Source organism: Alkalicella caledoniensis (assembly GCF_014467015.1).
In the GTDB taxonomy this organism is placed as follows: Bacteria; Bacillota; Proteinivoracia; order Proteinivoracales; family Proteinivoracaceae; genus Alkalicella; species Alkalicella caledoniensis.
Genome location: NZ_CP058559.1, coordinates 403978 through 430084, shown reverse-complemented (window position 1 = coordinate 430084; position 26107 = coordinate 403978). Strand labels below are relative to the sequence as shown.

Sequence of the window (26107 nt, the reverse complement as noted above, 5' to 3'; positions counted from 1 at the left end):
TAGTGTGATAGTTTCATCTAGTGATGATGGCGAAGAGGATACACCGGTTCCCATTCCGAACACCGCAGTTAAGCTCTTCAGCGCCGATGGTACTTGGGGTTACCCCCTGGGAGAGTAGGACGTCGCTAGGTAATATTCCTCAGTAGCTCAGTGGTGGAGCAACCGGCTGTTAACCGGTAGGTCGTAGGTTCAAATCCTACCTGAGGAGCCAATTTTATAAACTAAACCGTTCAGATTAACTGAACGGTTTTTTGCATTGTAGTGGGCCTCCCTTGAACTGTGCAATCTATGTTATCAATGTCGATGTTTAGATTGTCTATTTTTTTTATTGTATATTCACTAGCAATATTCTATAATTAGCTATAAAGAAAAAAGGGGGAGATTTGGTATGAAAAAGATGTTTTTGGGGGCGTTGTTATGGCTATTTGGTTTTCTTGGTATAAATATGCTTTTTATTTTATCTATTAAAAACCCATGGAGTTACAATGACATTCATGGGTTTTTTGGCTTTCTCCTTGGCAGTGGAACACTATGGTACTTTATATTTTTCTGTTTAATGACTGTCCTAGGATTTGGCATTTGTATACACGAAACTTACTTAAGGGATTATGAAACTAAAGATCCAGACAATCAATTGCCAAAATCTTAGCCACTTTAACGCTAACCCTATCTGTCTAACTCCCAAATTTCACATATTTTTCTTCCTCAAAGAATAAAATTAATAAAAGCCTTAAGGGGGTATTTATTTGAGGAAAGATGAGCTTAGGAGTTTATTAGAGGCTAAGGGGATAGGATCTAAGGGGATTACTAATAGGATATATTGGTGTAGTAAAATCGAGGAAGATTATAATATAAATCTCGATAATATATGTAGGTCTGAAGGGAAAGTAAAAAGACTAGTAGAAGATATAGAATCAAATTCAGTTTATAAAAAAAGTGAGAAGAGGAATCTTATTATAAGTTTGACCAAATACGTGGATTTATTTAAAGGAAACTAAGTAAAAGCAAGCAGATGTGTTGATCTGCTTGCTTTTTAAAATTGTATGTACTTTATCTTCAGCTTAGCTCCTATTCTCCATGAAGCCCCTTCTTCGCTATTTAAAACTAAATTATTAATAATCATGTCATATCCTCCTAGAATAAACAATAAATTTTAGTTAAGGGAAAATCTTTTTCATATGACTAGTATATGATCAGATAACATAAAGTGTGAGTGGGAAAAAAAGCTTTTCTCAATAAAAATTAAGTGGTGATTTGATGGATAAAAATCAATTTCATACTGCAAGGGGTTATCAAATACTAGAAAAGAATAAGAAATTACTTACAGCAAGTATGGAAGACTATTTAGAAATGATATATAGATTTTGCAAAGTGCAAGGTTATGTTAGAATAAAAACACTTGCTGAAACTTTAAATGTAAGGGACTCTTCTGTGACTAAGATGGTACAAAAAATAGCCTCTTTAGGACTATTAGAGTACAAAAAATATGGCATAATAACATTAACACAAGACGGTAAAGAGTTAGGGGCATTTCTTTTACAAAGACATAAAACAGTGGAGATTTTTTTAAAGTTTATATCAAATGGTGACTATATACTTAAAGACGTTGAACTGATAGAACACAGCTTTAATCCAAAACTAATAACCAATTTAGAAATCTTAACACAATTTTTCGAAGAACACCCAGAAATTACAGATAAGTACATTAAGTTTAAAAACAACCATTTATCTTAACTTTTCATTTATACTCCAGTCAAAAATATGCTTTTGGACTTAGCTACATAAAACGAAATACAGTTAAAAGGGGAACCCATTTAACTGTATTTTTGTTTTATGTGGTTTTCAAATAGGACAAGTATTTGATATGAAACTGCTGAGGCTATAGCTAGTAGTATTACACTTGTTATTACCAAATCCATCTGATAAGTCTGCCCCCCATAAATAGCTAGATAGCCTAACCCTGCCCTGCCTGTTAAAAACTCTCCTACGATAACACCTACCCAAGATAGACCTAAATTTACTCGAAGAGCTGATGCTATTGTGGGTATACTTGCAGGTAGTACAACCTTGATAAAGCTAGTGGATTTAGAAGCACCGAATGTTTTTACAAGCTTCAAATAGTTGTTATCAACGTTCCGAAAGCCTGAATAAACAACTATAGTTGTTGTAATAACAGTTATTGCTAGGGCCATGGCAATTATACTTTTAAAACCAAGACCAAAAATTATGATGAATAGTGGGCCAAGTGCTACTTTAGGTAAACTATTTAGAACTAATAAATAAGGATCTAAAACACGACTTAAGAACTTCCACCACCAAAGCACAATGGCTATAAGTGTTCCGATTATTGTACCCAATATAAAGCTTACACCAGTTTCCATAACTGTTATGCGAATATGATGGAAAAGTTGTCCTGAGGTGTTTAGCCGGACAATAGTTGACCACACCTTTGAAGGTTTACTTGTTAAAAATGTGTTGGTTAAACCTTTATTGGCAGCCCACTCCCATATTATGATAAAAACCAACAGGATAGTTAGCTGGGTGAATACTACCCAGAAAGACTCTAGTTTCTTATTAAATAGATAGTCTCTGTGCTCTTCACTTTCAGCTTTTCTTACAATTGCCTTTTTGAGGTTCTTAAACACTTTAGGAATCACTGTTTAACACCTCCCATATGATATTAAAATAATCACCAAAGTTTGGTGCTTTACGGCAGGTAAAGGGATCATTAGTGGGGCAATCAAGATCTAAATGTATATCTTTAATAATAGTACCAGGTCTACTGGACAGTATAATTACTCTATCACTCATTGCTATTGCCTCGGAAATGTCATGAGTAACAAGTATAACTGTTTTTTTTGTATGCCTTAAGGTTTCACTGACTTCTTGCTGTATATTCAACCTAGCTTGGTAATCTAAAGCTGAAAAAGGTTCGTCTAACAGTAGTATATCTGGCCTTAAAGCTAGAGTCCTGGCTAAAGCTACCCTTTGTCTCATGCCACCTGATAATTGACTGGGAAAATAGTTAGTAAAATGCTCTAGTCCTAAACTTTTCAAAAAATCTAAAGCCGAGTCTACTCTCTCTTTAGTTTTCAAACCTTTAATCTCTAGCCCCAGTAAAGTATTATCTTTAATTGTCCGCCACGGTAAAAGAAAGTCTTGCTGGAACATATATCCCGAAAATTTAAAATCATTTATGAGTGTTCCTGTGCTGGGTTTAATCAGCCCTGCGATTACAGAGAGGAGGGTAGATTTACCACAGCCTGAGGGTCCAACTATTGAAACAAACTCTCCTTCTGTAATTTTTAAATTAATGTCTTTTATGGCCTCTGTTCCACCTGTTTTTGTCATAAAGGTTACAGATAAATCCTTTAATTCCAAAATCCGCTTTAACTCTGTCACTTGTAACCCTCCTTTACTATTTCATATAAACAGTTTATGACAAATGTTTAAAGGGGTGCATATAACAATCTAGGTAGGAAAAAAGAAGAAACAAGGTACTGTAACCCCGATAAATGTAACCATTAGGATACATTTATCTTAAATTAGGCAAAACACCAGTGGCTATTTAGCCACTGGTGTAAAAGGGGGATAGATTAATTGATGTTTTCCATAGCTTTTTTTGCAAAATCAGTATTAACCACAGATTCATATGGTACTTTTTGGTCTAACTCACCGGCTAAGATAATAACATCTTGCAATCTATCTAACGCTTCTGGTCTTAAAATCGGATCTTGACTAAAGGTATCCTGAGCTTTATATCTTTCAACAGCTTTTACTATTAGATCGAAATCATCTTCCTCAAATGACGGTTTTATTACTTCAGCAACTTCTTGTGCAGAATGATTTTGTACCCAAAGCTGAGCTTTGTAAATGGCATTAGTGAATTTTTGGATTATTTCAGGGTTGTTTTTTAGATATTGTTCAGTTGCGTGGTAAACAGTATACGGTATTTCACCACCTGCTTCACCGAAAGAAGCAACTACATGGCCAGCACCAGATTTTTCGATACTAGACGCTCCTGGTTCGAACAGTTGAACAAAATCTCCTACACCATTGGAAAAGGCAGCCGCCGTAGCCGCTAAATCAATATTTTGAATCATTTCTAGATCAACCCTTGGATTAATAGCATGTTCATTTAACACATATTCATGAACCATCTGCGGTACTCCACCTGCTCTGCCACCAATAACTGTTTTTCCCCTAACATCATCCCAACTAAAGTTTGGCATTTCCTCCCTTGCTACTAAAAAAGAACCATCACGTTTAGTTAGTTGAGCAAATGCTATCAACTTAGTCTCTGACTGCTCACGGGCAATATAGACCGCTGCTTCAGGCCCAAATAGTGCTATGTCAGCACTATTTGACAAAAGGGCTGCAGCCCCGCGGTCAGCTCCCCACGAAATAGCGAGTTCAACATCCAAACCTTCTTCTTCAAAAAAACCTAAATGCAATGCAACGTACTGAGGTGCATAAAAGACAGAGTGAATAACTTCTGAAACTCTTACCTTAGGCAAAGCTCCATTGTCCCCTTTATTTCCTACACATCCAACAAGTGCAAGGGAAACAACTAAGACGATTAGTAAAGGTATAAATATATATTTTTTCATAGGTTTACCTCCTATATATAAGATATAATTCATTATATTTAAAAGGTTTCTTTGTGTGACATTTATCTATTTTCTACCCTTTAAAAAAAAACTGTACCTTCGAATAACTAAATGTAAGCATCCCTATTATAAAAAGCAAAAAAACTATAATCAGTGTTATGGGTTAATTGTTTATATATTGCATCAAAGTCTACAATGTTATATATTTAATTAATAATAGGTTTAGCAAAAATAGATGTACAATTTGGGAGGAGTTTGGTATGTATAATAAAGTAGGAGTCTTAGCAATTATAGTCATCTTAAGTTTAATACTTATTACCGGGTGTGGAGCAGATATTACAACCAAAGAAGTTTCAGTGACACTAGAAAGGCTTACCAATGAATTTTACCAAAGAGAAAACATCAAATTCCAAATGAAAACAGTGATACACCGTGATGAACAAATGGCTACTGTAGATCTAACAGGAGTGGAATTTATTGAAACAAACCAAGCCTATTATTTAGGTACTGCCAATGAACTTAGATTAGAGATATACAAAACAGACAAAATTACATATCTTAAAAGCCAGACCAATACATGGGTTTCAGTGGAGGAAGGCGGTGCCTCTGAACTTAAGACGTTTATAAGCTTACCCTCAAGGTTACTGGATTTTGCAAAATTTGCAGACTTGGCAATAATAGATGATTCCTTGAGGCTAAATAGAAGGCGCCATATTGTATTTTCAGGAGAATTAAATGAAGATGGGGTAAAAAACTACATATCATCACATGTACCTGAGCTAGTTGATATTATAGATGAAGTTTTTGTTGAATTATCTATCTATATTGACTACGGAACAGAAAAAATCTCAAAGATTGATATCTTTATAAATGAACTTAGTGGTAATTTTTCTTTAGTTTCAGAGATTACCCTAGTTGAATTTGATATAGACACACAGATAGTTGCACCAAAATAAGCGCCAAAGGGCGCTTATTTTTTTATCAGGTACAAAAATATTAATTACCCTAAGGGTTTTTTGACTAATTTTCTTTAACAATATATAATCAATTCAAAAGGAGGAATTAATTGACAATGGTGAATGTAACTGTTAGGGATATCGTCCAAAAATTTAACTTAACCATATTTCATGGAGAGCAATATTTAAGTAGAACAATAAAGGTAGCAGATATAAGTAGACCAGGGTTAGAGATGGCGGGATACTTTGATTATTATCCAACGGAGAGGGTACAAGTATTAGGTAAAACAGAATTAAGCTTTTACAAAGCCTTAGATAAGAAAACCCAAAGTGAAAGAGCAGAGAAACTATTTATCGATCCTTTACCTTGTATAATACTAACTAGATCATTTGAACCACCAGAAGCTTTACTGGAAGCAGCCCGAAAAGGTAATATTCCTCTTTTAGGAGCAAGTAGAGAAACTACAGCTTTTATCGGATCAGTAACAGATTATCTGGACAACTTGCTAGCTCCAAGAAAAACAATGCATGGAGTGCTAGTAGACATTTATGGAGTAGGAGTGCTTATTATAGGGCAAAGTGGGATAGGCAAAAGCGAAACTGCCTTAGAACTCATTAAAAGGGGTCACAGGCTTGTGTCAGATGATGCCGTAGAAGTAAGGAAGGTGGGAGAGAATTCTATCATAGGAGGAGCTCCTGATATACTAAAACATCTTCTTGAGATAAGGGGAGTTGGTCTAGTAGATATAGTAAAACTTTTTGGTATGGGTTCTGTACGTGGTCATAAAGAGGTAGATGTTGTTATAAAGTTAGAAGCATGGCAACAAGGGAAGAGCTATGAGAGGCTGGGCCTAGATAAACGATACTATGACATATTTGGTGTAGAGATACCAATGCTTGAGATACCAGTAGCACCAGGGCGAAACCTAGCCATAATTATGGAAGTTGCGGCGATGAACCACAGATCCTTAAAGATGGGAATAAATACTCCAGAAGAATTCAACACAAGGTTACTAACTCAAATGAGCGAGAAATAGATATTTAAAGCTCCTAGGTAATGGGTTGTGAGTAATAGTTTGCTCCAAAAAATATTTGAAACAGCACAATGTGCTGTTTTTTTTGTTATATGAACCAATAAAAAAAGGATTATTATTCGTAAATTTGTCACTCAGGGCGGGTTTCCTACGTTATATTAACACTTTATTACTATAAAATGAAAAATCAAAACCAAATAAATTTTAAAACTTTTATAAATTATTGCAGGATTTTTTCATCAATACATAGAATTTAAAATATAGATTATTTAATATCTTAATTAGAAAAGTATATATATTGCGGTAATTTCTTTTGAACTTTATTGCATAAAAGTGAACAAAGACCAATATAAATTGCAAATATAAAACAAAAAGCTAAAAGGGGGTTAGGAAATGAGGATTGAGGATCATCCAATTAAAAAATTTGAGAGGGGAAAAGAAATTGGTTTTACCTACAATGGTGTAAGTGTAAAAGCATATGAAGGTGAAACAATAATGGCAGCTTTACATGCTGCAGGCTATAAGGCTTTAAACAAAAGCAAAAGACACGGAAAGTTTAGGGGGCTATTTTGTGCCATTGGTAAGTGTTCATCTTGCCTTATGACAGTAGATGGCATACAAAACGTAGCCATATGTGTAACTAACGCAGAACAGGACATGGAAGTAGAAAGCACATTAGCAGTTGGAGGTGAAAACTAATGAAACATGTAGATACACTAATTATAGGAGGAGGGCCAGCAGGGATAAATGCGGCACAAGTTCTTGGATCTTTAGGTTATACTGTTCTGTTAGTTGATGAAGGAGATGCATTAGGAGGACAATTACTAAAGCAAACACATAAATTCTTCGGTTCTAAAGAGCATTATGCAGGAGCCAGAGGAATAGATATTCCCGATAAGTTCAATTTAAGCAATGTAGATATAATGTTAAACACTACTGTCTTAGGGTTATATAAAGATGGTATGGCAACAATAGTTGACCATGAAGGAAAATACAGCAAGGTACAAGCTAAGGGAATAATTGTTGCCACTGGGGCACAAGAAAAATTCATCCCATTTGAAGGAAACGACCTTCCTGGGGTTTATGGTGCTGGTGCAGTTCAAACACTTATGAATAAAGAAGGAGTACTACCGGGCAAAAAAGTACTAATGGTTGGAGCTGGAAACATAGGTATCATAGTGAGTTATCAGCTATTACAAGCAGGTGTTGATGTTGTTGCTGTTTTAGAAGGGGCTCCTAAGATTGGTGGCTACCTTGTACATGCTTCTAAGATTGCTAGAGCAGGTGTGCCAATACTAACTGGTCATACAATACTTAGGGCCATTGGTGAAGAAGAAGTGACAGGAGCCCAAATAGCAAAACTAGATGAAAACTGGAAAGTGATACCTGGAAGTGAACGAATTTTAGATGTGGATACCATATGTTTAGCAGTGGGACTAACTCCAGTGAATGACCTTTTATGGCAAAGAGAGTGTGACATGACTTTCGTTCCTGAGTTTGGTGGATTAGTACCGGCAAGGAATAAATATCTTGAAACATCCATACCTAATTTATTTGTTGCTGGAGACGTATGCGGTGTGGAAGAAGCTAGTAGTGCTATGGTAGAAGGGAAACTAGCAGGATTAGCCTTGGCTAAAAATCTTGGAAACCACTGTTCAAAAAATATTGATATGGATTTTGAATTGGAAAAAACTCTAAAAAGTCTTGCTACCCTTCGAAGTGGAGAAGTTGGTGATAAAATACGTTCAGGTCTTTTAAAGTTGGGGGTGGAATAATATGCTTATTAAAAATGGAATAGCTACACAAGAAGATCTTACAAATGTGGTTCCTTCACTAGAAAGGATGTCCAAGGGGCCCGTAGCGGTATTTGAGTGCTTTCAAGAAATACCTTGCAACCCATGTGAAAGCTCGTGTTTCCGAGGTGCTGTAAGTGTGGGTGAGGATATAAACACCATACCTCAAGTTGATCACGACATCTGTAATGGTTGTACAAACTGTGTTAGTGCATGCCCTGGCCTTGCTATATTTGTAGTTGACACAAGTGGTGAAGAAATGGCAAAGCTTACAATACCATATGAATTCTCTCCACTTCCTAACGAAGGAGATATTGTATTAGGACTTGACCGATCTGGCACACCAATAACAGAGACTAGAGTGCTAAAGGTAAGAAACAATGATAGGCTAGATAGAACAGCATTGATAACCTTAGAACTAAGTAAAGAAAATGTTAACTTAGTTAGGTTTATAAAGGTTAAGGGGTGAGACCATGGATGATAAAATAATAATTTGTCGATGTGAAGATATCACAGTGGGTGAGATAAAAAAGCTTGTTTCTATGGGTTTGGATACTATTGAAGAATTAAAACGTGTAACTAGATGTGGCATGGGGTCATGTCAAGGTAGAACTTGCCAAGGGTTACTACAAAGTACATTGAGAGATATTACAGGTAAGCCAGTATCGGAAATCAAACCACATAAATTCAGACCGCCGTCTAAACCTGTTCCATTAGGAATATTCGGAGGTGAGCACATTGAAGAGTAAAGCAAATGTTGTTATAGTTGGTGGAGGGATAATCGGTGCTTCCATTGCCTATTACTTAGCTAAAGCTGGTGTTGAAGATATAATAATTATTGATAAAGAATACCCTTCTTCTGGCTCAACAGGAAGGTGTGGTGCAGGAGTTAGACATCAGTGGGGATTAGAAATGAATTGTCTTCTGGCAAAGGACAGTATAATGGAATTTGAAAGACTGCACGAAGAAATCCCTACAGATTTTGATATTGACTTCAAACAAAAGGGATACTTGATGTTAGCCTACACTGATAAGCAAGTGGAACAATACAAAAAGAATATCAAACTACAAAAATCCTTGGGTATAGATGTGAATTTACTTACACCAAGAGAAGCAAAAGAAATTGTACCACATCTTAATACAGAGGATCTCCTAGCAGCAACTTTCTGTCCAAAAGATGGGCATATAAATCCCTTTATTGCAAACCTAGTTTATATAATTGGTGCCGAAAGACTTGGAGTTAAGGTACAGAAGTATACTGAAGTAATTGATGTAGAAGTAAAAAATGGGAAAGTAAAATCAGTATTAACTACAAAAGGGCGTGTAGAAACAAACTACTTAATCAATGCAGCTGGTCCATACTCCCAGCATATAGCTGAGATGGCAGGGGTTAAAATTCCAGTTTATTCAGAAAGACATCAAATACTAGTTACTCAACCAGTGAAATTGATTCAAGATCCTATGGTTATTTCCCTTAAACATGGATTTTACTGTCAACAAGTACCCCATGGTAGTTTTATAATGGGTTTCGGTGACCCTAATGAATTAAAAACCACCGAGCTTTCTTCAAGTTGGAACTTCATGGAGGAAATGGCGGAAAGGGTACTACCAGTACTTCCTGTTTTGAAGGACTTCAAAGTTGTACGCCAATGGTCAGGTTCATATAATATGACACCAGACGCTCAACCTATCTTAGGAAATAGTGAAGAAGTAAACAACCTTTACTTTGCCTGTGGTTTCAGTGGCCATGGCTTTATGTTAGCACCGTCAGTTGCTAAACTAACTGCACAGATGTTAACTGATAAGCCATTAGATATTGACGTTAATGTACTTAACTTGAAAAGATTTGCAGAGGACAAACTAATTAAGGAGCCTTCTGTGGTCTAACTGAATAATAATTTGACTTTCAGGGAAAATTTAGATATAATAATTTTCAAACTTACAAATACTCAAAAGCTATGAGTAGGAGGAGTAGGTAATTACTCTGGTTCAGAGAAGGAAGCATTTAGCTGCGAGTTTCCTCCAGATGTGTACTGAAAGTCGCCTACAAGCTGCTTATCTGAACAACAGTAGGATAAGCCGGAAACTTCCGTTATTAGTATGAGAGCCGAATTAATAATTCGGAAATTAGGTGGTACCGCGGAAATGAAACCCTTTCGTCCTATATGGATGATAGGGTTTTTTATTTATATAAAAGTGTAATCCCTTATTAATTTTAAATAGGAGGTAATATTATGGAAAAAGTATACAATCCATCAGAGTTTGAAGACAAATGGTATAAGACATGGGTCGAAAAAGAACTCTTTAAGCCATCAGGAGATAAAGATGCAGAACCCTTTACAATAGTAATACCACCGCCAAACGTAACAGGTGTATTGCATATGGGCCATGCCCTAGACAATACTTTACAAGACATCTTAATTCGATGGAAGAGGATGCAAGGCTTTGACACCCTTTGGGTTCCAGGATCAGACCATGCAGGTATTGCAACACAGATTAAAGTAGAAGAACACCTAAAAAAAGAAGAAAATAAAACCAGGCATGATTTAGGTAGGGAAGATTTCTTAGACCTAGTATGGAAATGGAAAGATGAATACCATGAAAGAATAACATCCCAGTTGAAAAAACTTGGAGTTTCCTGTGATTGGTCCAGGGAGAGGTTTACTTTAGATGAAGGGTGCTCAGAAGCTGTTCAAACTGTTTTCGTTGAACTATATAAAAGGGGTTTAATATATAGAGGCAAATATATAATTAACTGGTGTCCTAGATGTCAAACAGCTCTTTCAGATATCGAAGTAGAGCATATTGAAAAACAAGGTAACCTTTGGCATATAAAGTACCCTTTAGAAGATGGTTCGGGATTCTTAGTTGTTGCTACAACAAGGCCAGAAACCATGTTAGGTGACACTGCCGTTGCAGTTAACCCCAAGGATGAAAGGTACAAAAACTTTATTGGAAAGAACATAAAGCTACCCATAACAGGTAGGATAATTCCAATAGTAGCAGACGATTTTGTTGAAAAGGAATTTGGTTCAGGTGCTGTAAAGGTGACACCTGCCCATGATCCAAACGATTTTGAAATAGGTAGAAGACATGACCTTCCATCTATAGTAGTAATAGATGAAAGTGGTGTAATGACCGAAGAAGCCATGCACTACCAAGGTATGGACAGGTTTGAGTGTAGAAAAGCATTGATAAAGGAACTGGCTGATAAAGAGTACTTAACTCACACCGAAGATCATACCCATAGTGTGGGACATTGTGAGCGCTGTAGTACTGTTGTAGAACCATACTACTCAGATCAATGGTTTGTAAAAATGAAGCCATTAGCAGAACCTGCCATAGCTAAGGTAAAAGATGGAGAAATTAACTTTGTGCCAGAGAGATTTTCTAAAACATACTTAAATTGGGTTGAAAACGTAAGGGATTGGTGCATATCCCGTCAAATCTGGTGGGGGCATAGGATACCAGCTTGGTACTGTGACTGTGGTGAAATAATGGTTGATAAGCAAACCCCTCAAAAATGCCCAACATGCGAAAGAACACAATTCAGACAAGATGAAGACGTGTTGGATACATGGTTCAGCTCAGCACTTTGGCCTTTTTCTACCTTAGGGTGGCCAGAGAATACCGAAGATTTTAAAAGATACTTTCCTACATCTGTTCTTGTAACAGGATATGACATTATCTATTTCTGGGTAGCCAGGATGATATTCACCTCACTTGAATTTACAGATATGCCACCATTTAAAGATGTTTATATTCATGGATTGGTAAGGGATAGTCAAGGTAGAAAGATGAGTAAGTCACTGGGTAACGGGATTGATCCATTAGAAGTGATAGATAAGTATGGAACTGACACATTGAGGTTTACTTTAATAACTGGCATTGCTCCTGGAAATGATACTAGATTTAGCGAAGACAAAATAGAAGCTAGTAGGAACTTTGCCAATAAAATATGGAATGCAGCTAGATTTGTTTTAATGAACTTAGAAGAGTTTGATCTAAGCCAAATGGATATAACTAAAAATTTAACCTTAGCAGACAAGTGGATACTAAGTAGACTAAACTCTACTATAGAAAATGTTAATAAGGAACTAAATAGATATGAGCTAGGTAACGGAGCTAGGGAAGTATATGAGTTTTTGTGGAATGAATTCTGTGACTGGTATATCGAGCTAAGCAAACCAAGGCTTTATGGAGAAAACATTGAACATAAAGCAACGGCACAGTCTGTACTAAGTCATGTACTACTTGAGACAATGAAAATTCTTCATCCATTTATGCCATTTATCTCAGAAGAGATATATAGTCATCTACCAAATAAGAAAGAGTATCTTATTACAGAACAGTGGCCAGAAGTTAATGAAAAACTCATGGACAAAGGTATGGAAAGACAATTTAATGATATCATGGAAATAATTAAAGCAATTAGAAATGTAAAGAGTGAGATGAACGTTGCATCTAAAAAGGATGTAGAAGCAGTAATTGTTGCCAAAACAACAGAAAGCTATCAAGATATAATAGATGGAGAACTATACATTAAACCTTTAGCAGGTTTGAAAAGCCTTGTAGTTAAGCAAACCTTAGATTCATCCATTGGCAAGGCTGTGACACAGGTTGTTAGAGTAGGGGAGATATTCCTACCATTATCAGGGTTGATAAACCTTGATCAAGAGATTGAAAGACTTAATAAGGAAGTGAAGAATCTAGACTTTGAGGTGGAAAGGATAGAGAAAAAGTTATCTAACCCTGGGTTTGTTAACAAAGCTCCTAAAGCAGTAATCCATCAAGAACAATCAAAGTTAGATGAGTATCGTAGCAAACGTCAAACTGTAATTGAAAGAATAGAGGAGTTAAAAGCTTAGTATGAAGATGCTTAACCTAATTCAATCCCTCCCTAGATTTGGAATGAATAGTGATGGTTGCCAGAGAATGAAAGATCTTTGTGAAAGGTTAGGAAACCCACAAGATAAGCTCTGCTTTATACACGTTGGGGGAACAAACGGAAAGGGGTCAACATGTCATATGGTCTCCTCTGTACTGATTGAACAAGGATATAAGGTGGGGGTATATATATCCCCTGCCTTGTATAAGTTCAATGAGAGGATAACCATAAACAATGAGCAAATAACTGATTTGCAGCTTGAAAACTACTTTCCGAACTTTTTAAAAATAATAAACCAATTTAAAAACCATCCCCTGGGAGAACCCACTGAATTTGAAGTTGTTACGGCCCTTGCATTTAAATTTTTTGCAGATATGAAAGTAGATTACGTAGTGTTAGAAGTGGGACTAGGTGGTAGATTTGATGCCACTAACATTGTTATTCCAGAAGTTGCGGCAATAACAAACATAGACTTAGACCACACGGACATACTAGGTAATACAGTTTCGGAAATAGCCTTTGAAAAAGCTGGTATTATCAAAGATAATGTACCTATTGTTGTAGGTGTTATGGAAGAAGAGGCAGAACGGGTTATCACTTCTCAAGCCAGTAAAAAAAATGCACCTGTTTACAAAGCAGCAAATGTAAATATAAAAACCTGTGAAACTGAGCTTATGGGGCAGGGTTTTATATATAATGGAGAAAAATATGAGCTTGGGCTTTTGGGTGAACATCAGTTTGAGAACGTACGCCTTGTAATAACCATATTGGATATACTAAAGCAGAAAAAAAATATAAGTAATAGTGCAATAAAAGCAGGATTAAAAAATGCTAACTGGCCAGGAAGATTTGAAATTATCACGTTAAAAGACAAGACGGTTATTTTAGATGTTGCACATAACCCTAAAAGTATGCTGATACTACAGAAAAATCTAAAGGCATACCTTAAAAATGAAATAACAACCTTTGTCATAGGTATATTTAAGGACAAAGATACTGACGAAATGTTGAACTTGTTAAAATCTGAACAGAACCTCTTTATAATAACCAAACCAGCAGGTGAAAGGGGAATGGATAGTAGCAGCCTCAGTTCAAAATCCATGCAGATGGGTTTAAACGTTCTATATGCAGACGACAGTATAGAAAGAGCCGTAGAACATGCCCTAAGTTTAGGCACTGATCTAATATGTATCTGTGGATCCTTTAACGTAGTAGGACCTGCAAGGAACTATCTAAAGGGTGAGATGGGTTCGGACTGCAAAACATAATTTTTTAATAGTAAGCATGCTATAAGATCTAAAAAAACTGGGTAATCAGTTTTTTTAGATCTTGTTTTTTAAATATGGGAAAGATTCTTTTGACTAATTACCTATTGCAAATAAAAACCAATAAATGATATAATTGTTTCTTGTTATAATTGCTTATATTTTGTACAATATATTTAATTGAGATGTTTTTAAAGGCGGTGTATAAATGGCTAAAAAAAATGGACATATAATTCCCATTTCTAAAGGTGTAGATTTTTACTTTGCTATGGCAAACAAGTCATACCTTAAGAATGACATTCATAAAGCATTAGAATACTACAAAAGGGCTGTAAACATAGAGCCAGATAATAGTGTAAATCACTTTAACGTAGCTTCTCTTTTAGCTGAGATGGGTAAATACGCTGAGTCCAATACAATCTATAGAAAAATAGTAAAAACTGACCCTGACATGTTTGATTGCTGGTTTTTTATGGGTCTTAATTATGGACAGCTTAATAATTTTAAGATGGTTAAGAAATGCTTACAAAAGTACTTAGAGCTTTGCCCTGAAGGTGAACACTACGAGCAAGCCACAGATATTATAACTGCGCTAAAAAATTCGGAGTATGACTGGGAAGCTAGAGATGCTAAAGAAGTACAAAAAATACAAGATTTATGTACAAAAGGTATTGAATTAGTTGAAAAAGGTGAGTATGCACTAGCAGAAGAAGTTTTTTTAGAGGCTATGAATATAAACACTAAGGTAACGGCACCAATTAACAATCTAGCCCTCACGTACTATTATCAAGGGGAAATACAAGAGGCCATAAAAAAATCAAAAGAAGTCCTAAGTATAGATGATTCTAATATTCATGCCCTATGTAATTTAGTTGGGTTTTATCAGGAGATTCAGGATGAAATAAGTCTTAGACATACTACAAGAAAACTTGAGAGCATTAATTTTGAGACATTAAACGAAGATGATGATATCAAACTTGCCATAACATACGGAAACTTAGGTAAGGACTCATTGGCGTATAATATATTGCTTCAAACCACTCAGCTTGATAATAGAAATTTTAAGGCCACGTATTTTTTGGCAATCTCACTTTTCAATAAAAAGAAATTATTAGAATCTAAAAACAAGTGGGCAAGGCTAGAGGAAATAGAACCTGGCAATCCTTTTTCACAGTACTATATTTCTCTAATAGAGAAAATAGTAACTAAGGAAAAAGAATTCGAAAGGCTACCATATCAAATAAAAGTTCCATATAATTCATTGCTTGATATAATTAAATCAATCTCTGATTCTGACCTGTCTAATGAAGAGATAGAGAAATATAAAGACGATAAAGGACTATTTTCCTCTATGGTGTGGGCCCTACACAAAGGAGATACTTCACTTAAGGAGCCCTTGGTAGATTTAATGATAAGCTTAAACAATGGTAAATATATAGGTGCTGTTGTGGATTTTTGTTATGATCTAAGGCAGGCATATAGTAGCAGAAATTATGCATATAAAAAACTAGTTGAGGGAAATTATTCTTTTTCTGTGGAAGAGTTTTGGAAGGGCGAAATTTTTATAAATCAACAAGATTGGACCCAAAACCAAAGACTTGTGCTTACAAAGGCCATAGAAAAAATTGAAGGTCAATATGAACTGACACAAGTTTATTCGGCTCAAATTCTATGGAATGACTACGTGAAAAAAGAAAGCCCAATTATCAAAAGTGTGGACACATGGTCAGATGCCCTTGTAGGCTTCGTTCTTAGGGAAACAGTATCTGACGCTGACATAGAAGCAGGATTTAATATGTCAACAAAGGGTGTGAAAGAGAAAATCAATAAAATAAGTAAAGTTATATATAACTTTTAAAGTATGAAAGGCATAGCAACGGCTATGCCTTTTATACTGATGACAAAGTCATTTTTGATGAATGTCGCATATTAAACACTGTACAGAATTCTGCGTCGAGACTTAAGGCTTCTATCTAAACTCCAGAAGGGGACCGCTCCAATTCACCGTCCATGGTTCAATGGAGCTCTCGAAACGTCAGACTGTGTGAGAATTAAACAATAATATATGTCTAAAATGCCTACAAAGTACTGTAAATACAGTACTTTTCCCTTTTTCTGTAGTATAATTAAGTTATAGAATATCGGAGAGGGGATTTTAAATGTCATTTATACAAGGTACAGATAGAAAGCAAAAAACAATGTTTCCTGACTGCATAGAAGATTACATAGGTGAGGATAATCCCGTTAGGGTAATTGATGAATACGTAAAACTGGTCAATATGAGTGCATTCACTAAATCAAAGGAACACCGCAGAGGTGCACCAGGATATCATCCCTCTGTTTTATTGAAGTTATATCTATATGGGTATGTAAATGGCATAAGATCATCTAGAAAGCTAGAAACAGAATCTCACAGGAATATAGAAGTGGTTTGGCTATTACAAAAACTAAAACCTGATTTTAAAACAATAGCTGATTTCAGGAAAGAAAATAAAACTCAGCTAAAACAAGTTTTCAAGGATTTTACTAAGTTGTGTAAGGATCTCAAACTATTAGGCGAGGAATTCATAGCAATAGATGGGACTAAAATTCAAGCTAATAATTCAAAGAAGAATAATTTCTCAAAGAAAAAAATACAAAGACACAAACAATATATCGAAGATAAGGTTAATTCCTATCTAGATTTGTTAGAAAGCAGTGACAAAGACGATTCACCTAAACTTAAGTATACACCTGAAGAAATTCAGCAAAAAATTGAAAAACTCAAGGAGCGTAAAATTAAATTTGAAGAGTTGGAAAAAAAACTACAGGATAGCGAAAGTAATGAAATATCTACAGTTGACGAAGATGCTAGGCTTATGGACAACAAAAACAATGGTGTTACTGTAGCATATAACATACAAACAGCTGTAGACTCTAAGCATAGTATTATAGTGGCATATGATGTTACAAACAATCCCGCAGATCAAGGTAATCTAAATTCACTTGCAGAAAAGGCTAAAGATATATTTGGAAAAAGGAAACTTGAAGTAGCAGCAGATAAAGGCTATTACCAAGCAGACGACCTTATGAAATGTGAGAGAAACGAAACAACAGTCTATTTGCCAAAACAGTCGTATTCTAACGCCACAGGAGACAAAGATTTCTACGGAGATAAATTTACTTATGTGCCTGAAAAAGACTTATATATTTGTCCTTTGGGCCATGAATTACGCAGAATAAACCACAAATCAAAAGAACCAAAAAGAATAAAATATAGAAACTACGATGCCTGTAAAAACTGTGAATCAAAAAGCAAATGCACCACTGCAGCCAAAGGCAGGATAATAAATCGGTCACCTAACCAAGATTTTTTGGATACTATAGATGCTAGAACAGAAGCAAATATGGACAAATACCTACAAAGGCAGATGATTGTTGAGCATCCTTATGGAACCATCAAAAGGACAATGAATGCTGGGTATTTTTTAACAAGAGGGATGGATTCTGTAACTACAGAGACAGCCCTAGTTTTGCTAGCCTATAATTTTAAAAGAGTAATAAATATTATAGGAGTGAAAGAACTACTAAGGATATTAGTAGCTCTTAGACCCACTTTATCATTGTATTTTTATATGTTTAAGTCATATTGCACCAAAAGACAGGAAATTTACGGCTAATCTTTGAGTTTTTAGAGATTAGCCACACAGTCTGACGTCCTGTTCCTCGCCCCTTCTTCCGTTTAGCTATTCAGCACTTAACTCTTTCTCCTCGAATTAATTGTACAGCTTTTTAATATGCACATCTAGGGTCAATGACTTTTTCTTAGGTTTGTCTTCATTCTGAGGCATAGCAAAGGCTATGCCTTTTATTAATTTAAAGAACTCAAGGGAAAAATATTTTCTTAGCATATATTCCGTTATGCGAAATTTATGCTATAATAGATAGTGCTGAATTATCTATTAATTATTATGTGGGGTGTGTAAATGAGTAAAATAGATCTGTCGGAAAGTGATATAAATCATAATATTAAATGTAATACACGTAACGGAATTTTTGCTGTCATAGGAATGAATCTTGTAACACCATTTATTGGAATATTAGCTAAGACCTTAGGTGCAGATGCATATGAGATAGCATTACTTAGCTCACTGCCTGCCCTAATGTCTGTGATTTCTATGATACCTGGCGGGATCATGGTGGATAGATTCCAAGAGAAGAAAAAAGTGACGGGCTATGTTATTGCATTAACTAGATTTTTCTTTTTACTCCTAGCCATCACTCCAAACCTGCCTGCATCGTGGAGGGTCTTTGCATTAGTATTAACATATGGACTTATGAACTTTCCAGGGGGGATATCAAATGTAGCCTGGCAGTCCTTTATTGCCTCTGCCATACCTGCGAAACAACGGGCACAGGCTTTTGCTTACAGAAACAAAATAACATCAATATGTGGCATAATTGTCACCCTTATTGCTGGGCAGATTCTCAGAATTTACAACATCAATAAAGGATTTCCCATACTTAAGAGAATAACGGGAGTAGATATTTCTTCAGAAATCATGATATATCAGATTTTTTTCGTACTTGCTTGTGGTTTTGCTGTTTATGAAGTTTACTATCATATGAAAATGAAAGAACCTGTGGTTTTAAAGACACAAAGGGAACTAGCTATAAAGAAGAAATTACTTTCTAACATAAAAACTATCTTTAAATATAAACCATTCCTTTTATTTGGTATATGCTCATTGTTATTTCATTTTGGCTGGCAAATGGGTTGGCCTCTTTTTACAATATACCAAATTGACTACCTTGGTGCAGATGGGACCTGGGTAAGCTATATTTCTGTAGTAAACGGTCTTGCTGCATTTATTACTTACCCCATTTGGAGTAAAGTGGCTACTAAGAAAGGAAATAATTATACTGTGGTTATAGCAACTTTTGCCATTGCAATGTCACCATTTCTATATGCTATCTCTTGGAATCTGTATGTTTTACTTATGGTTAACTTTTTTATGGGTACAGCAGTTGCAGGAATTAACTTGGTATTATTTAATTCTTTGTTAGAGGTTGTTCCAGACGAAGATAGAACTCTATATATTGCAATATACAGCACACTGATAAGTATATCCGCCATGCTTGCACCTATGTTGGGAGCACATATTTATAAGGTCTTTAATATTTATGTAGCTCTTTGTATAGCCGGATCATTTAGATTATTTGGCTCATTTTCATTTTTAATGAGATTTAAATATCTTGCTAGAACAAATAATTCGCCACAGTTGAAAGCTAGCAATCTTTAACAATCTACCCTTATCAAAAAAAGGATATGTAACTAAATTATTGAAATATATAATATAATATAGATAAGGGAGGTTGATACTATGCTAAAAACGAAAGATGTCATTGGATTGCCCGTTATAAACTTAAACGATGGAAAACAGATAGGTAAGGTAAAAGATATACTATTTGACAACATTAGTCGCAAGGCTGTTGCCTTAGAAATGGCAGAGAAAGCTGGGCTTTTTAAAAAGTCGGAAAGTTTTTTGAAAATGGAACAAGTGCACAGTATTGGAAAGGATGCAGTAACCATTGAAGACTTAGAACAGAATAATGATACACCCACTGATCTGACAGATTTTAAAGCCAGTACTTTGATTGGAAGGAATATCTTGCAGGAAAATGGATCTACAATAGGTAAAGTGGGAGAAATTAATTTTAGTTTCCCAGAGGGTGCCATGGTTTCCATATCAATAAACGATGCCAAGAATTCGTTATTTGGAGGAGAAAAGGGAATGGTTGATCTAGACAAAATACGGGCAATAGGCAAAGATGCAGTTATTGTCTATAATCAGTAGAACTAATTATTGAAGGTTGAAAAATACTATAATCTAATTTATAATATAATAAATAAAACTTATACTATAGAAAGTAGGTATACATTGTGGACAAAATCGTTGTACTAGGAACTACTTATAACACTTCTAGCTGTGGTTGAGGCCCTAAATCTGGAGCCACAGGTTGTGGCGATAATTTTGACGTTGTCTCAGAAGTGAATTCAATCAAAGAAAAACTTACAAAAGACTTTGCTGGTAAAGCAAATATAGAATTCGTGGATATCTTTTCTGATGATGTACAAGAATACTCGGAAATCTTAAAAATGGTTGACAGTGGTCTTGTTACACTTCCTATTACACTAGTTAATAACCTGCCAAGATTTCATGGTGGACTAAATTATGACGACATAAAAGAACTTCTTGAAAGTAGACAGTAACGTCTACTTTCTTTTTTTTGCATCTACTATGATCAGGTGGCTATTAAATAACAATCCATTGTAGTATATGGGTAAAAAATGGCTATAATATCTTTGAGGTGTATATGATGAACGAGTACCTGGTTACAATGCTGAGAAGTATAACTGTAATACCTATACTTATGTTAGTCACATTATTTATGGGTAAAAGGAGTATAGGTGAACTTCCAGTGCTGGATTTTGTTATAGTTATAACCATTGGGTCAGTGGCTGGTGCAGATTTAGCCGATCCATCCATAGAGCATGGGCCCACAATTTTTGCTATTTTTGTCCTTGGCTTATTACAAATCATTATCACTTATGGTAAAATTAGAAGTAGGAAGTTTAGTAATCTCATCACAAATGTACCAACTGTGATAATTCAAAACGGTGTAGTTATAGGGGAAAACATGAAGACCATAAGGTTTACTGTAAATGACTTGTTTCCAATGCTTAGGGCTAAAGGGATATTTAACATAGATGAAGTGGCATTTGCCATTTTAGAACCTACAGGAGAAATGAGTATACTCAAAAAACAACAATACCAACCTATTGAGAAGGGGACAGTCATTGAAGAAGAGGAGAGTTTACCTGTATTGCTTATAGTTGATGGTAAACTTCAACAAGAGAACTTATATAGGTGTAACCTAGAAAAAGTTCAAATACTAGCAAGGTTAAAAGAAATGGGTTTTGAAAGAGTTGATGAAGTTTTTGTTGCCACTTATGAAAAAGGTAAAATTAGTGTCTCACCGAAAAAAACAAGAATTAAAGAGCAAAAGTTAAAGTACTAATATAATAAATAAAATTAATCGGAGGTGTTCACTTTGAGTCATTTGCATATTACTGATGGAGTACTACATTGGGGTTTAATACTACTTGGTTTTTTACTTACCTTCGCTATTATCGGGTATGTAGTTTTGAGCACAAAAAAAGAAGAACTGTTTAACAATGTTGCTAAACTAGGTGTTATGTCTGCCTTAACACTTATTGTTATGTCAATACCTTTAGGGCCATTGCCATTTCACATAAACTTGTCAATTTTAACAGCACTAATATTAGGACCTAAATTGGGGTTTATTTCTGTTTTCTTAGTAAACCTTATTCTTGGGGTTTTTGGCCATGGAGGGGTTACAGTTGTAGGAGTTAATACCCTGATAATGGGTACAGAAATTATCATAGGTTATGGTGTTTTTTCACTACTATTAAATAAAAGAGTAAACTGGAACGTGAGCTTAGCTATAGCAATTGCTATAATGATACTTGCTTCCTCTGCCCTTATGGTTACAGTGGTAACCCTAGGAGGGATTCCCCCTGAAATAGCTATACACACACATGATCAAGAAGCTATTGCAAGATATAGTAACTTTAATAATACAGACTTTGCTGTTTTTGTTTTAGGTATTGTATCAATAGGAGCCATTATTGAGGTTGTTATAGGCTCCATAGTGGTGAATTATTTTAGAAAGATAAGGCCAGATTACTTACTAAAGGGTGGAAATTAAGTGGGACTAGAGGTCATTGATTATATTGCCACACAGGAAAAAAGCCCGATACATTCTAGTAATACGTCTTTTAAACTACTCTTCGCTATAACTAATACTATCTTAATACTTACTACTAAATCTGTTTATTTTCCCTATGCTACACTGGCGTTGCTATTTATAGTCATGATAGTAAATAGGATTCCTATTTTTAAAATATTGCCGTTGCTTTTTTATCCAATTTTCTTTTCTGGCCTGTTAGTTTTGGGTCTTGGATATGATAAGGTTAGTGGTTTTTGGCTGATAACAAAAGCTGTTGCCATAGCTACAACTATGATTTTGATATTTGTAACTACACCCATTTACAATTTATTTTCTGTGCTACAAGGTTTTTTGCCTGGATTTTTGGTTGATGGATTATTTTTTACCTATAGGTCTTTTTTCATTTTCCATGACCTGATATCAAATTTGATTTTAGCCATTAAAATTAAAGGTGGGTATGGTAGATTATCTATACTGAGGAACCTGAAAAATATTGGTGGAGCTGTGGCTATAACCTTTATCAGAGCCCTAGATGGAGCAGAAAGGATGAAAGAAGTTTTCCACATCCGAGGCTATGAAATTGGGAATATTAAAATACAAAAAGAAAAAATGACAATATGGAATGCATACCCAATATTTTTAAGTGTTTTTATAGTTCTAATTTATTTTTGGGTATAAGGAGGGGAGCAAATGGAACATATAGTTAAAGCAAAGGATGTCACATTCATATACCCAGATAAAACAAAGGTGCAGCTTATGGGAGAATTTGTTGCAGAAAAAGGCAAAAGAACTGTTGTCTTAGGATGTAACGGTTCAGGTAAAACAACGCTTTTTAAAGGTATTATTGGGCTTATGAAGTCGATAGAAGGAGAATTAAGTGTTTTTGATATAAATCCATATAAAAAATTCCACACCTTCCGAGAAAAGGTAGGTGTGGTTTTCCAAAACTCAGACGAACAAATTATTGCTCCAACTGTATTTGATGACATAGCTTTAACACTGCGCAATAATAAATTGCCTGAAAAAGAAATCAAGGAAAGGGTTCAGTGGATTCTATCTGAGCTAAATCTAGAGGGGTTGGCAAACAAGGTTCCCCACTATTTGAGTGGTGGTGAAAAGAAAAAAGTAGCAATTGCTGGTGCCTTAGTTACAAACCCCGAAATTCTACTGTTAGATGAGCCCTTCAACGGTTTAGATCCAAAGTCTACAAAGTCCATAATAGATTTGATCAACCACTTTAATAGTCATCATGGAACATCCTTAATTATAACAACTCACGCCATGGAATTAGTATCGTCCATAAGTGACATAACTTATGTTTTTAATAAAGGCGAGGTTGCAGGTAAAGCTAGGGGAGCAGAAATTTTCAAAAACCAAAAATTACTTACCGATGCAAGCCTAATTCAACCACAGTTATACCAGATGTTTAAAGAACTTATCAACATGGGTTTCCCAATAGAATATCCAGAAAGTCCCTTAGACGGGGCAAACAAGATACTAGAGGCACATAATAATATACTGAACTATAAAAAAGTTAACTAAAAGCGCTATCAGCGCTTTTTTTATTTTTAACACCTATAAACTCATTTTCTAAAAAATGTTCTATAACACATAAATTAACAATATATTTCTTATACATATTAAAACTGGCTTGGGGGATAAATTATGGGAACAAATGATGGAATACTTGGTACGTATGGCTTTATTTTCTCGCTAGGTTTATTAAGTGGTGTAACACCCTGTAGCTTGCCTACTATTATGCTACTTGCTTCATATACTCTGCAGGATAAAAAGAACTTATTTTCAAAACTAAAAGTAGTAACAAGTTTTTTAGTAAGTATGATTTTAACCCTAATGGTTGTGGGAGTAGTATTTTCGGGACTAGGCAAAGCATTTTTTAATTTAGAGATAGCTTATTACATCATTAGTGCAATTTCAATTATCATGGGCTTAAAAATGATGGGCATTTTAAAAGTAAGGTTAAATCTTACATACGTATTGGTGCCGAAGAAAAAGCAAAGACAGGGACAAGGTATAACTACAGGAATTATCCTCGGGATTCCTTTTGCCATTTTAGGAGCTCCATGCACCTTGCCTGTTCTTCTAACAATAATTAGTTATGTTATGGTAGAAGCAAACATAATTACTGGAATTTCAGTTTTACTTGCTTACGGAATTGGCAGGGCCATACCTGTATTGGCAGTAGCACTCATAGGAAGCTCAATGCAAAGTATCTTTAATTCAAAATTTGCCACAAAAAAAGTTAATTTTGTCCTAGGCACAAAACTAATATTTGTGGGACTTTATATATTGTATCAGTTTTGGATTAAGACATAGTAAGGGTATAACCCAGGTATTTAAGCTTTGAGACGTAGCAAAGCCCAGAACCGCAGCGTATCTAATACGTTGGGGTATCTGGGCTTTTGATCTAACGAAGGACGTTTATCTTTTAGCGCAAAGTCTAGTTTTATGCGTTATGCCTTTTTAGTAACCTGTCGATTGTTGCTAGATGGGTTCTGTTTACGTCAACTATTTCTTGGATTACATATTTTGTATCTTCATCTATTTTAGTTCTAGTGATTTCTTGGGCTAGCTCTACAGTGGATCTTTCTTGTTGGTGTGCTTGTTTTAGAACTTTTTCTATAACTGTTCTGTCTGAGCCACTTTGAATATTCATGCTTTCATTACTAGAAGCAACACTATCCTTAGGTCTACCACCTAGGGCTTCGATTTGACTTCTTAGCTGTGAAGCATTATGTTCATGATTCATCATAATAGTTGTTAATTCTTCCTTGTCTTCACCGTCTGGTATGCTGTTTAAATAGCTGTCAAAACTATTTATCATAGAATATTCTTCCGCCAATAAATTATTTAATTTTTTCAGAGAACTTTTCACAGTATTTCACTCCTTTCTATTATATAGCATGTGACTTTTTCAAGATAATTATAATTGGCATAAATTAGTATAATTACAGATAGAAAGTTATAAATTTCAATAAATTATAATACATATTAGTACTTGGGGGTGAGATAATGAAAAAATATTTTCTGCTTTTCATGGTTATGGTCATGATATTAGGCCTTACTTATTCTGCAGGGGAGAGAGTAGTTATGACTTTAGCTGGTGAAAGCAAGTTTATTCCCATTTCTAGGGTTAAAATAAATGAGAAAATCTCATTAACTTTTAATATATATAAAATAGATGATGAACTCTTTGCTATTTTAGATACCTTAGATAAAAATAACGTAACTGCAACATTTTACATAACCAAAACTCTTATTGAGGATAACCCAGAAACAATATCTAAAATAAATGAAATTGGATCTGAGGTTGGTCTGTTAGCATTTAACCAAATAAAAATTAAAAATCTTACAAGGAAAATGATAAAAGAAGAGTTATACTCTGTTTCACAAAAATTAGAACAAACAACGGGGAAAAAACTAAAAACAATAAGGCCTGAAGGCACAGTAAACCAGGAGATTATATATGTGGCTGAGGAGATGGGAATATTCACTGTTCTATGGGATTTAGATTCAAATGACATGAAGGCAATAGGAGTATCAGATATAGTTGAAAGGGTTAGAAGTGGTGCAACTGAGGGGTCAATAATTCTTTTTAACACTGGTATATATACACCAGACGCAATTAATATAATTATTAGATACTTACAAGAAGAAAGTTATATTATATGCTCAGTTGAAAATATGATATACATAGAAAATTACACAGTAAATATAAATGGTGAACAGCAAAGGAGGAATTAATA

27 protein-coding genes, 1 tRNA gene, 1 rRNA gene and 1 other annotated feature are annotated in these 26107 nt (G+C 35.0%); of the genes, 25 read left to right on the top strand and 4 right to left on the bottom strand.

Features of this window, described 5'->3' with window-relative positions:
- Positions 1-16 precede the first annotated feature (16 nt).
- From rrf to HYG86_RS02205, 5 genes are all read left to right on the top strand, one after another.
- A 5S ribosomal RNA gene (gene rrf / locus HYG86_RS02225) occupies positions 17-131 on the top strand.
- A 5-nt stretch (positions 132-136) separates the two neighbouring features.
- Positions 137-211: transfer RNA gene (locus HYG86_RS02220), tRNA-Asn, on the top strand.
- Between the two features lie 177 nt (positions 212-388).
- Positions 389-649, top strand: coding sequence for a hypothetical protein (locus HYG86_RS02215; RefSeq protein WP_213167332.1), 261 nt, complete (start codon positions 389-391; stop codon positions 647-649).
- Between the two features lie 97 nt (positions 650-746).
- Entirely contained in the window at positions 747-998 is a 252-nt protein-coding gene (locus HYG86_RS02210) for a hypothetical protein (protein ID WP_213167331.1), read from the top strand.
- Positions 999-1257: 259 nt separating this feature from the next.
- Positions 1258-1734 carry an iron dependent repressor, metal binding and dimerization domain protein gene (locus tag HYG86_RS02205; protein ID WP_213167330.1) on the top strand — a complete coding sequence of 159 codons (477 nt, stop codon included), beginning with the start codon at positions 1258-1260 and terminating at the stop codon, positions 1732-1734.
- Positions 1735-1814: 80 nt separating this feature from the next.
- On the opposite strand, the gene HYG86_RS02200 is transcribed toward HYG86_RS02205, so the two are convergent.
- From HYG86_RS02200 to HYG86_RS02190, 3 genes are all read right to left on the bottom strand, one after another.
- Positions 1815-2657 carry an ABC transporter permease gene (locus HYG86_RS02200; protein WP_246451865.1) on the bottom strand — a complete coding sequence of 281 codons (843 nt, stop codon included), beginning with the start codon at positions 2655-2657 and terminating at the stop codon, positions 1815-1817.
- Positions 2647-3351 carry an ABC transporter ATP-binding protein gene (locus HYG86_RS02195; protein ID WP_213169071.1) on the bottom strand — a complete coding sequence of 235 codons (705 nt, stop codon included), beginning with the start codon at positions 3349-3351 and terminating at the stop codon, positions 2647-2649. Before HYG86_RS02195 ends, HYG86_RS02200 begins: the two co-directional genes overlap by 11 nt.
- A gap of 245 nt (positions 3352-3596) precedes the next feature.
- Positions 3597-4610, bottom strand: a complete 1014-nt coding sequence (locus HYG86_RS02190) for an ABC transporter substrate-binding protein (RefSeq protein ID WP_213167329.1) — start codon at positions 4608-4610, stop codon at positions 3597-3599.
- A gap of 260 nt (positions 4611-4870) precedes the next feature.
- On the opposite strand from HYG86_RS02190, the gene HYG86_RS02185 reads away from it, so the two are divergent.
- The 19 genes from HYG86_RS02185 (at position 4871) to HYG86_RS02095 (ending at position 24677) form a co-directional block, all read left to right on the top strand.
- A complete protein-coding gene (locus HYG86_RS02185; protein ID WP_213167328.1) occupies positions 4871-5566 on the top strand; it encodes a hypothetical protein in 696 nt (231 codons plus the stop codon).
- 116 nt (positions 5567-5682) lie between these two features.
- Positions 5683-6603, top strand: coding sequence for an HPr(Ser) kinase/phosphatase (gene hprK / locus HYG86_RS02180; protein ID WP_213169070.1), 921 nt, complete (start codon positions 5683-5685; stop codon positions 6601-6603).
- 390 nt (positions 6604-6993) lie between these two features.
- Entirely contained in the window at positions 6994-7299 is a 306-nt protein-coding gene (locus HYG86_RS02175; protein WP_213167327.1) for a (2Fe-2S)-binding protein, read from the top strand.
- Positions 7299-8375, top strand: coding sequence for an NAD(P)/FAD-dependent oxidoreductase (locus HYG86_RS02170; RefSeq protein ID WP_213167326.1), 1077 nt, complete (start codon positions 7299-7301; stop codon positions 8373-8375). Before HYG86_RS02175 ends, HYG86_RS02170 begins: the two co-directional genes overlap by 1 nt.
- A gap of 1 nt (position 8376) precedes the next feature.
- The gene (locus HYG86_RS02165; protein ID WP_213167325.1) at positions 8377-8862 is read left to right on the top strand and encodes a 4Fe-4S binding protein; all 486 of its coding nucleotides are present in this window, start codon (positions 8377-8379) and stop codon (positions 8860-8862) included.
- Positions 8863-8866: 4 nt separating this feature from the next.
- The gene (locus HYG86_RS02160) at positions 8867-9142 is read left to right on the top strand and encodes a (2Fe-2S)-binding protein (RefSeq protein WP_213167324.1); all 276 of its coding nucleotides are present in this window, start codon (positions 8867-8869) and stop codon (positions 9140-9142) included.
- Positions 9132-10280, top strand: a complete 1149-nt coding sequence (locus HYG86_RS02155) for an NAD(P)/FAD-dependent oxidoreductase (RefSeq protein WP_213167323.1) — start codon at positions 9132-9134, stop codon at positions 10278-10280. The genes HYG86_RS02160 and HYG86_RS02155 overlap by 11 nt, the downstream gene beginning before the upstream one ends.
- Before the next feature lie 62 nt (positions 10281-10342).
- Positions 10343-10560, top strand: a binding site (T-box leader).
- Between the two features lie 67 nt (positions 10561-10627).
- Positions 10628-13261 (top strand): valine--tRNA ligase, encoded by a 2634-nt coding sequence (locus HYG86_RS02150; RefSeq protein ID WP_213167322.1) that lies wholly within the window; start codon positions 10628-10630, stop codon positions 13259-13261.
- Position 13262: 1 nt separating this feature from the next.
- On the top strand, positions 13263-14549 hold the full coding sequence (locus HYG86_RS02145; protein WP_213167321.1) for a bifunctional folylpolyglutamate synthase/dihydrofolate synthase: 1287 nt from the start codon (positions 13263-13265) through the stop codon (positions 14547-14549).
- A gap of 205 nt (positions 14550-14754) precedes the next feature.
- Positions 14755-16404 (top strand): tetratricopeptide repeat protein, encoded by a 1650-nt coding sequence (locus tag HYG86_RS02140; protein ID WP_213167320.1) that lies wholly within the window; start codon positions 14755-14757, stop codon positions 16402-16404.
- Positions 16405-16705: 301 nt separating this feature from the next.
- Positions 16706-18205 (top strand): IS1182 family transposase, encoded by a 1500-nt coding sequence (locus HYG86_RS02135; RefSeq protein WP_213165665.1) that lies wholly within the window; start codon positions 16706-16708, stop codon positions 18203-18205.
- A gap of 306 nt (positions 18206-18511) precedes the next feature.
- On the top strand, positions 18512-19828 hold the full coding sequence (locus tag HYG86_RS02130) for an MFS transporter (protein WP_213167319.1): 1317 nt from the start codon (positions 18512-18514) through the stop codon (positions 19826-19828).
- An 81-nt stretch (positions 19829-19909) separates the two neighbouring features.
- The gene (locus tag HYG86_RS02125; protein WP_213167318.1) at positions 19910-20383 is read left to right on the top strand and encodes a PRC-barrel domain-containing protein; all 474 of its coding nucleotides are present in this window, start codon (positions 19910-19912) and stop codon (positions 20381-20383) included.
- A 194-nt stretch (positions 20384-20577) separates the two neighbouring features.
- Complete coding sequence (locus HYG86_RS02120) at positions 20578-20799, top strand: hypothetical protein (protein ID WP_213167317.1); 222 nt, start codon at positions 20578-20580, stop codon at positions 20797-20799.
- 104 nt (positions 20800-20903) lie between these two features.
- Positions 20904-21608: a YetF domain-containing protein gene (locus tag HYG86_RS02115; RefSeq protein WP_213167316.1), complete on the top strand. Its 705-nt coding sequence runs from the start codon at positions 20904-20906 to the stop codon at positions 21606-21608.
- 33 nt (positions 21609-21641) lie between these two features.
- Positions 21642-22319, top strand: a complete 678-nt coding sequence (locus HYG86_RS02110) for an energy-coupling factor ABC transporter permease (protein ID WP_213167315.1) — start codon at positions 21642-21644, stop codon at positions 22317-22319.
- A complete protein-coding gene (locus tag HYG86_RS02105; RefSeq protein WP_213167314.1) occupies positions 22320-23018 on the top strand; it encodes an energy-coupling factor transporter transmembrane component T family protein in 699 nt (232 codons plus the stop codon).
- Between the two features lie 12 nt (positions 23019-23030).
- A complete protein-coding gene (locus HYG86_RS02100; RefSeq protein ID WP_213167313.1) occupies positions 23031-23882 on the top strand; it encodes an energy-coupling factor ABC transporter ATP-binding protein in 852 nt (283 codons plus the stop codon).
- 123 nt (positions 23883-24005) lie between these two features.
- Positions 24006-24677: a cytochrome c biogenesis CcdA family protein gene (locus tag HYG86_RS02095; protein ID WP_213167312.1), complete on the top strand. Its 672-nt coding sequence runs from the start codon at positions 24006-24008 to the stop codon at positions 24675-24677.
- Between the two features lie 130 nt (positions 24678-24807).
- Here the strand turns inward: HYG86_RS02095 and HYG86_RS02090 are convergent, their stop codons facing one another.
- Complete coding sequence (locus HYG86_RS02090) at positions 24808-25236, bottom strand: ferritin-like domain-containing protein (RefSeq protein ID WP_213167311.1); 429 nt, start codon at positions 25234-25236, stop codon at positions 24808-24810.
- A 137-nt stretch (positions 25237-25373) separates the two neighbouring features.
- On the opposite strand from HYG86_RS02090, the gene HYG86_RS02085 reads away from it, so the two are divergent.
- Positions 25374-26105: a polysaccharide deacetylase family protein gene (locus HYG86_RS02085; protein WP_213167310.1), complete on the top strand. Its 732-nt coding sequence runs from the start codon at positions 25374-25376 to the stop codon at positions 26103-26105.
- Positions 26106-26107: the final 2 nt, after the last annotated feature.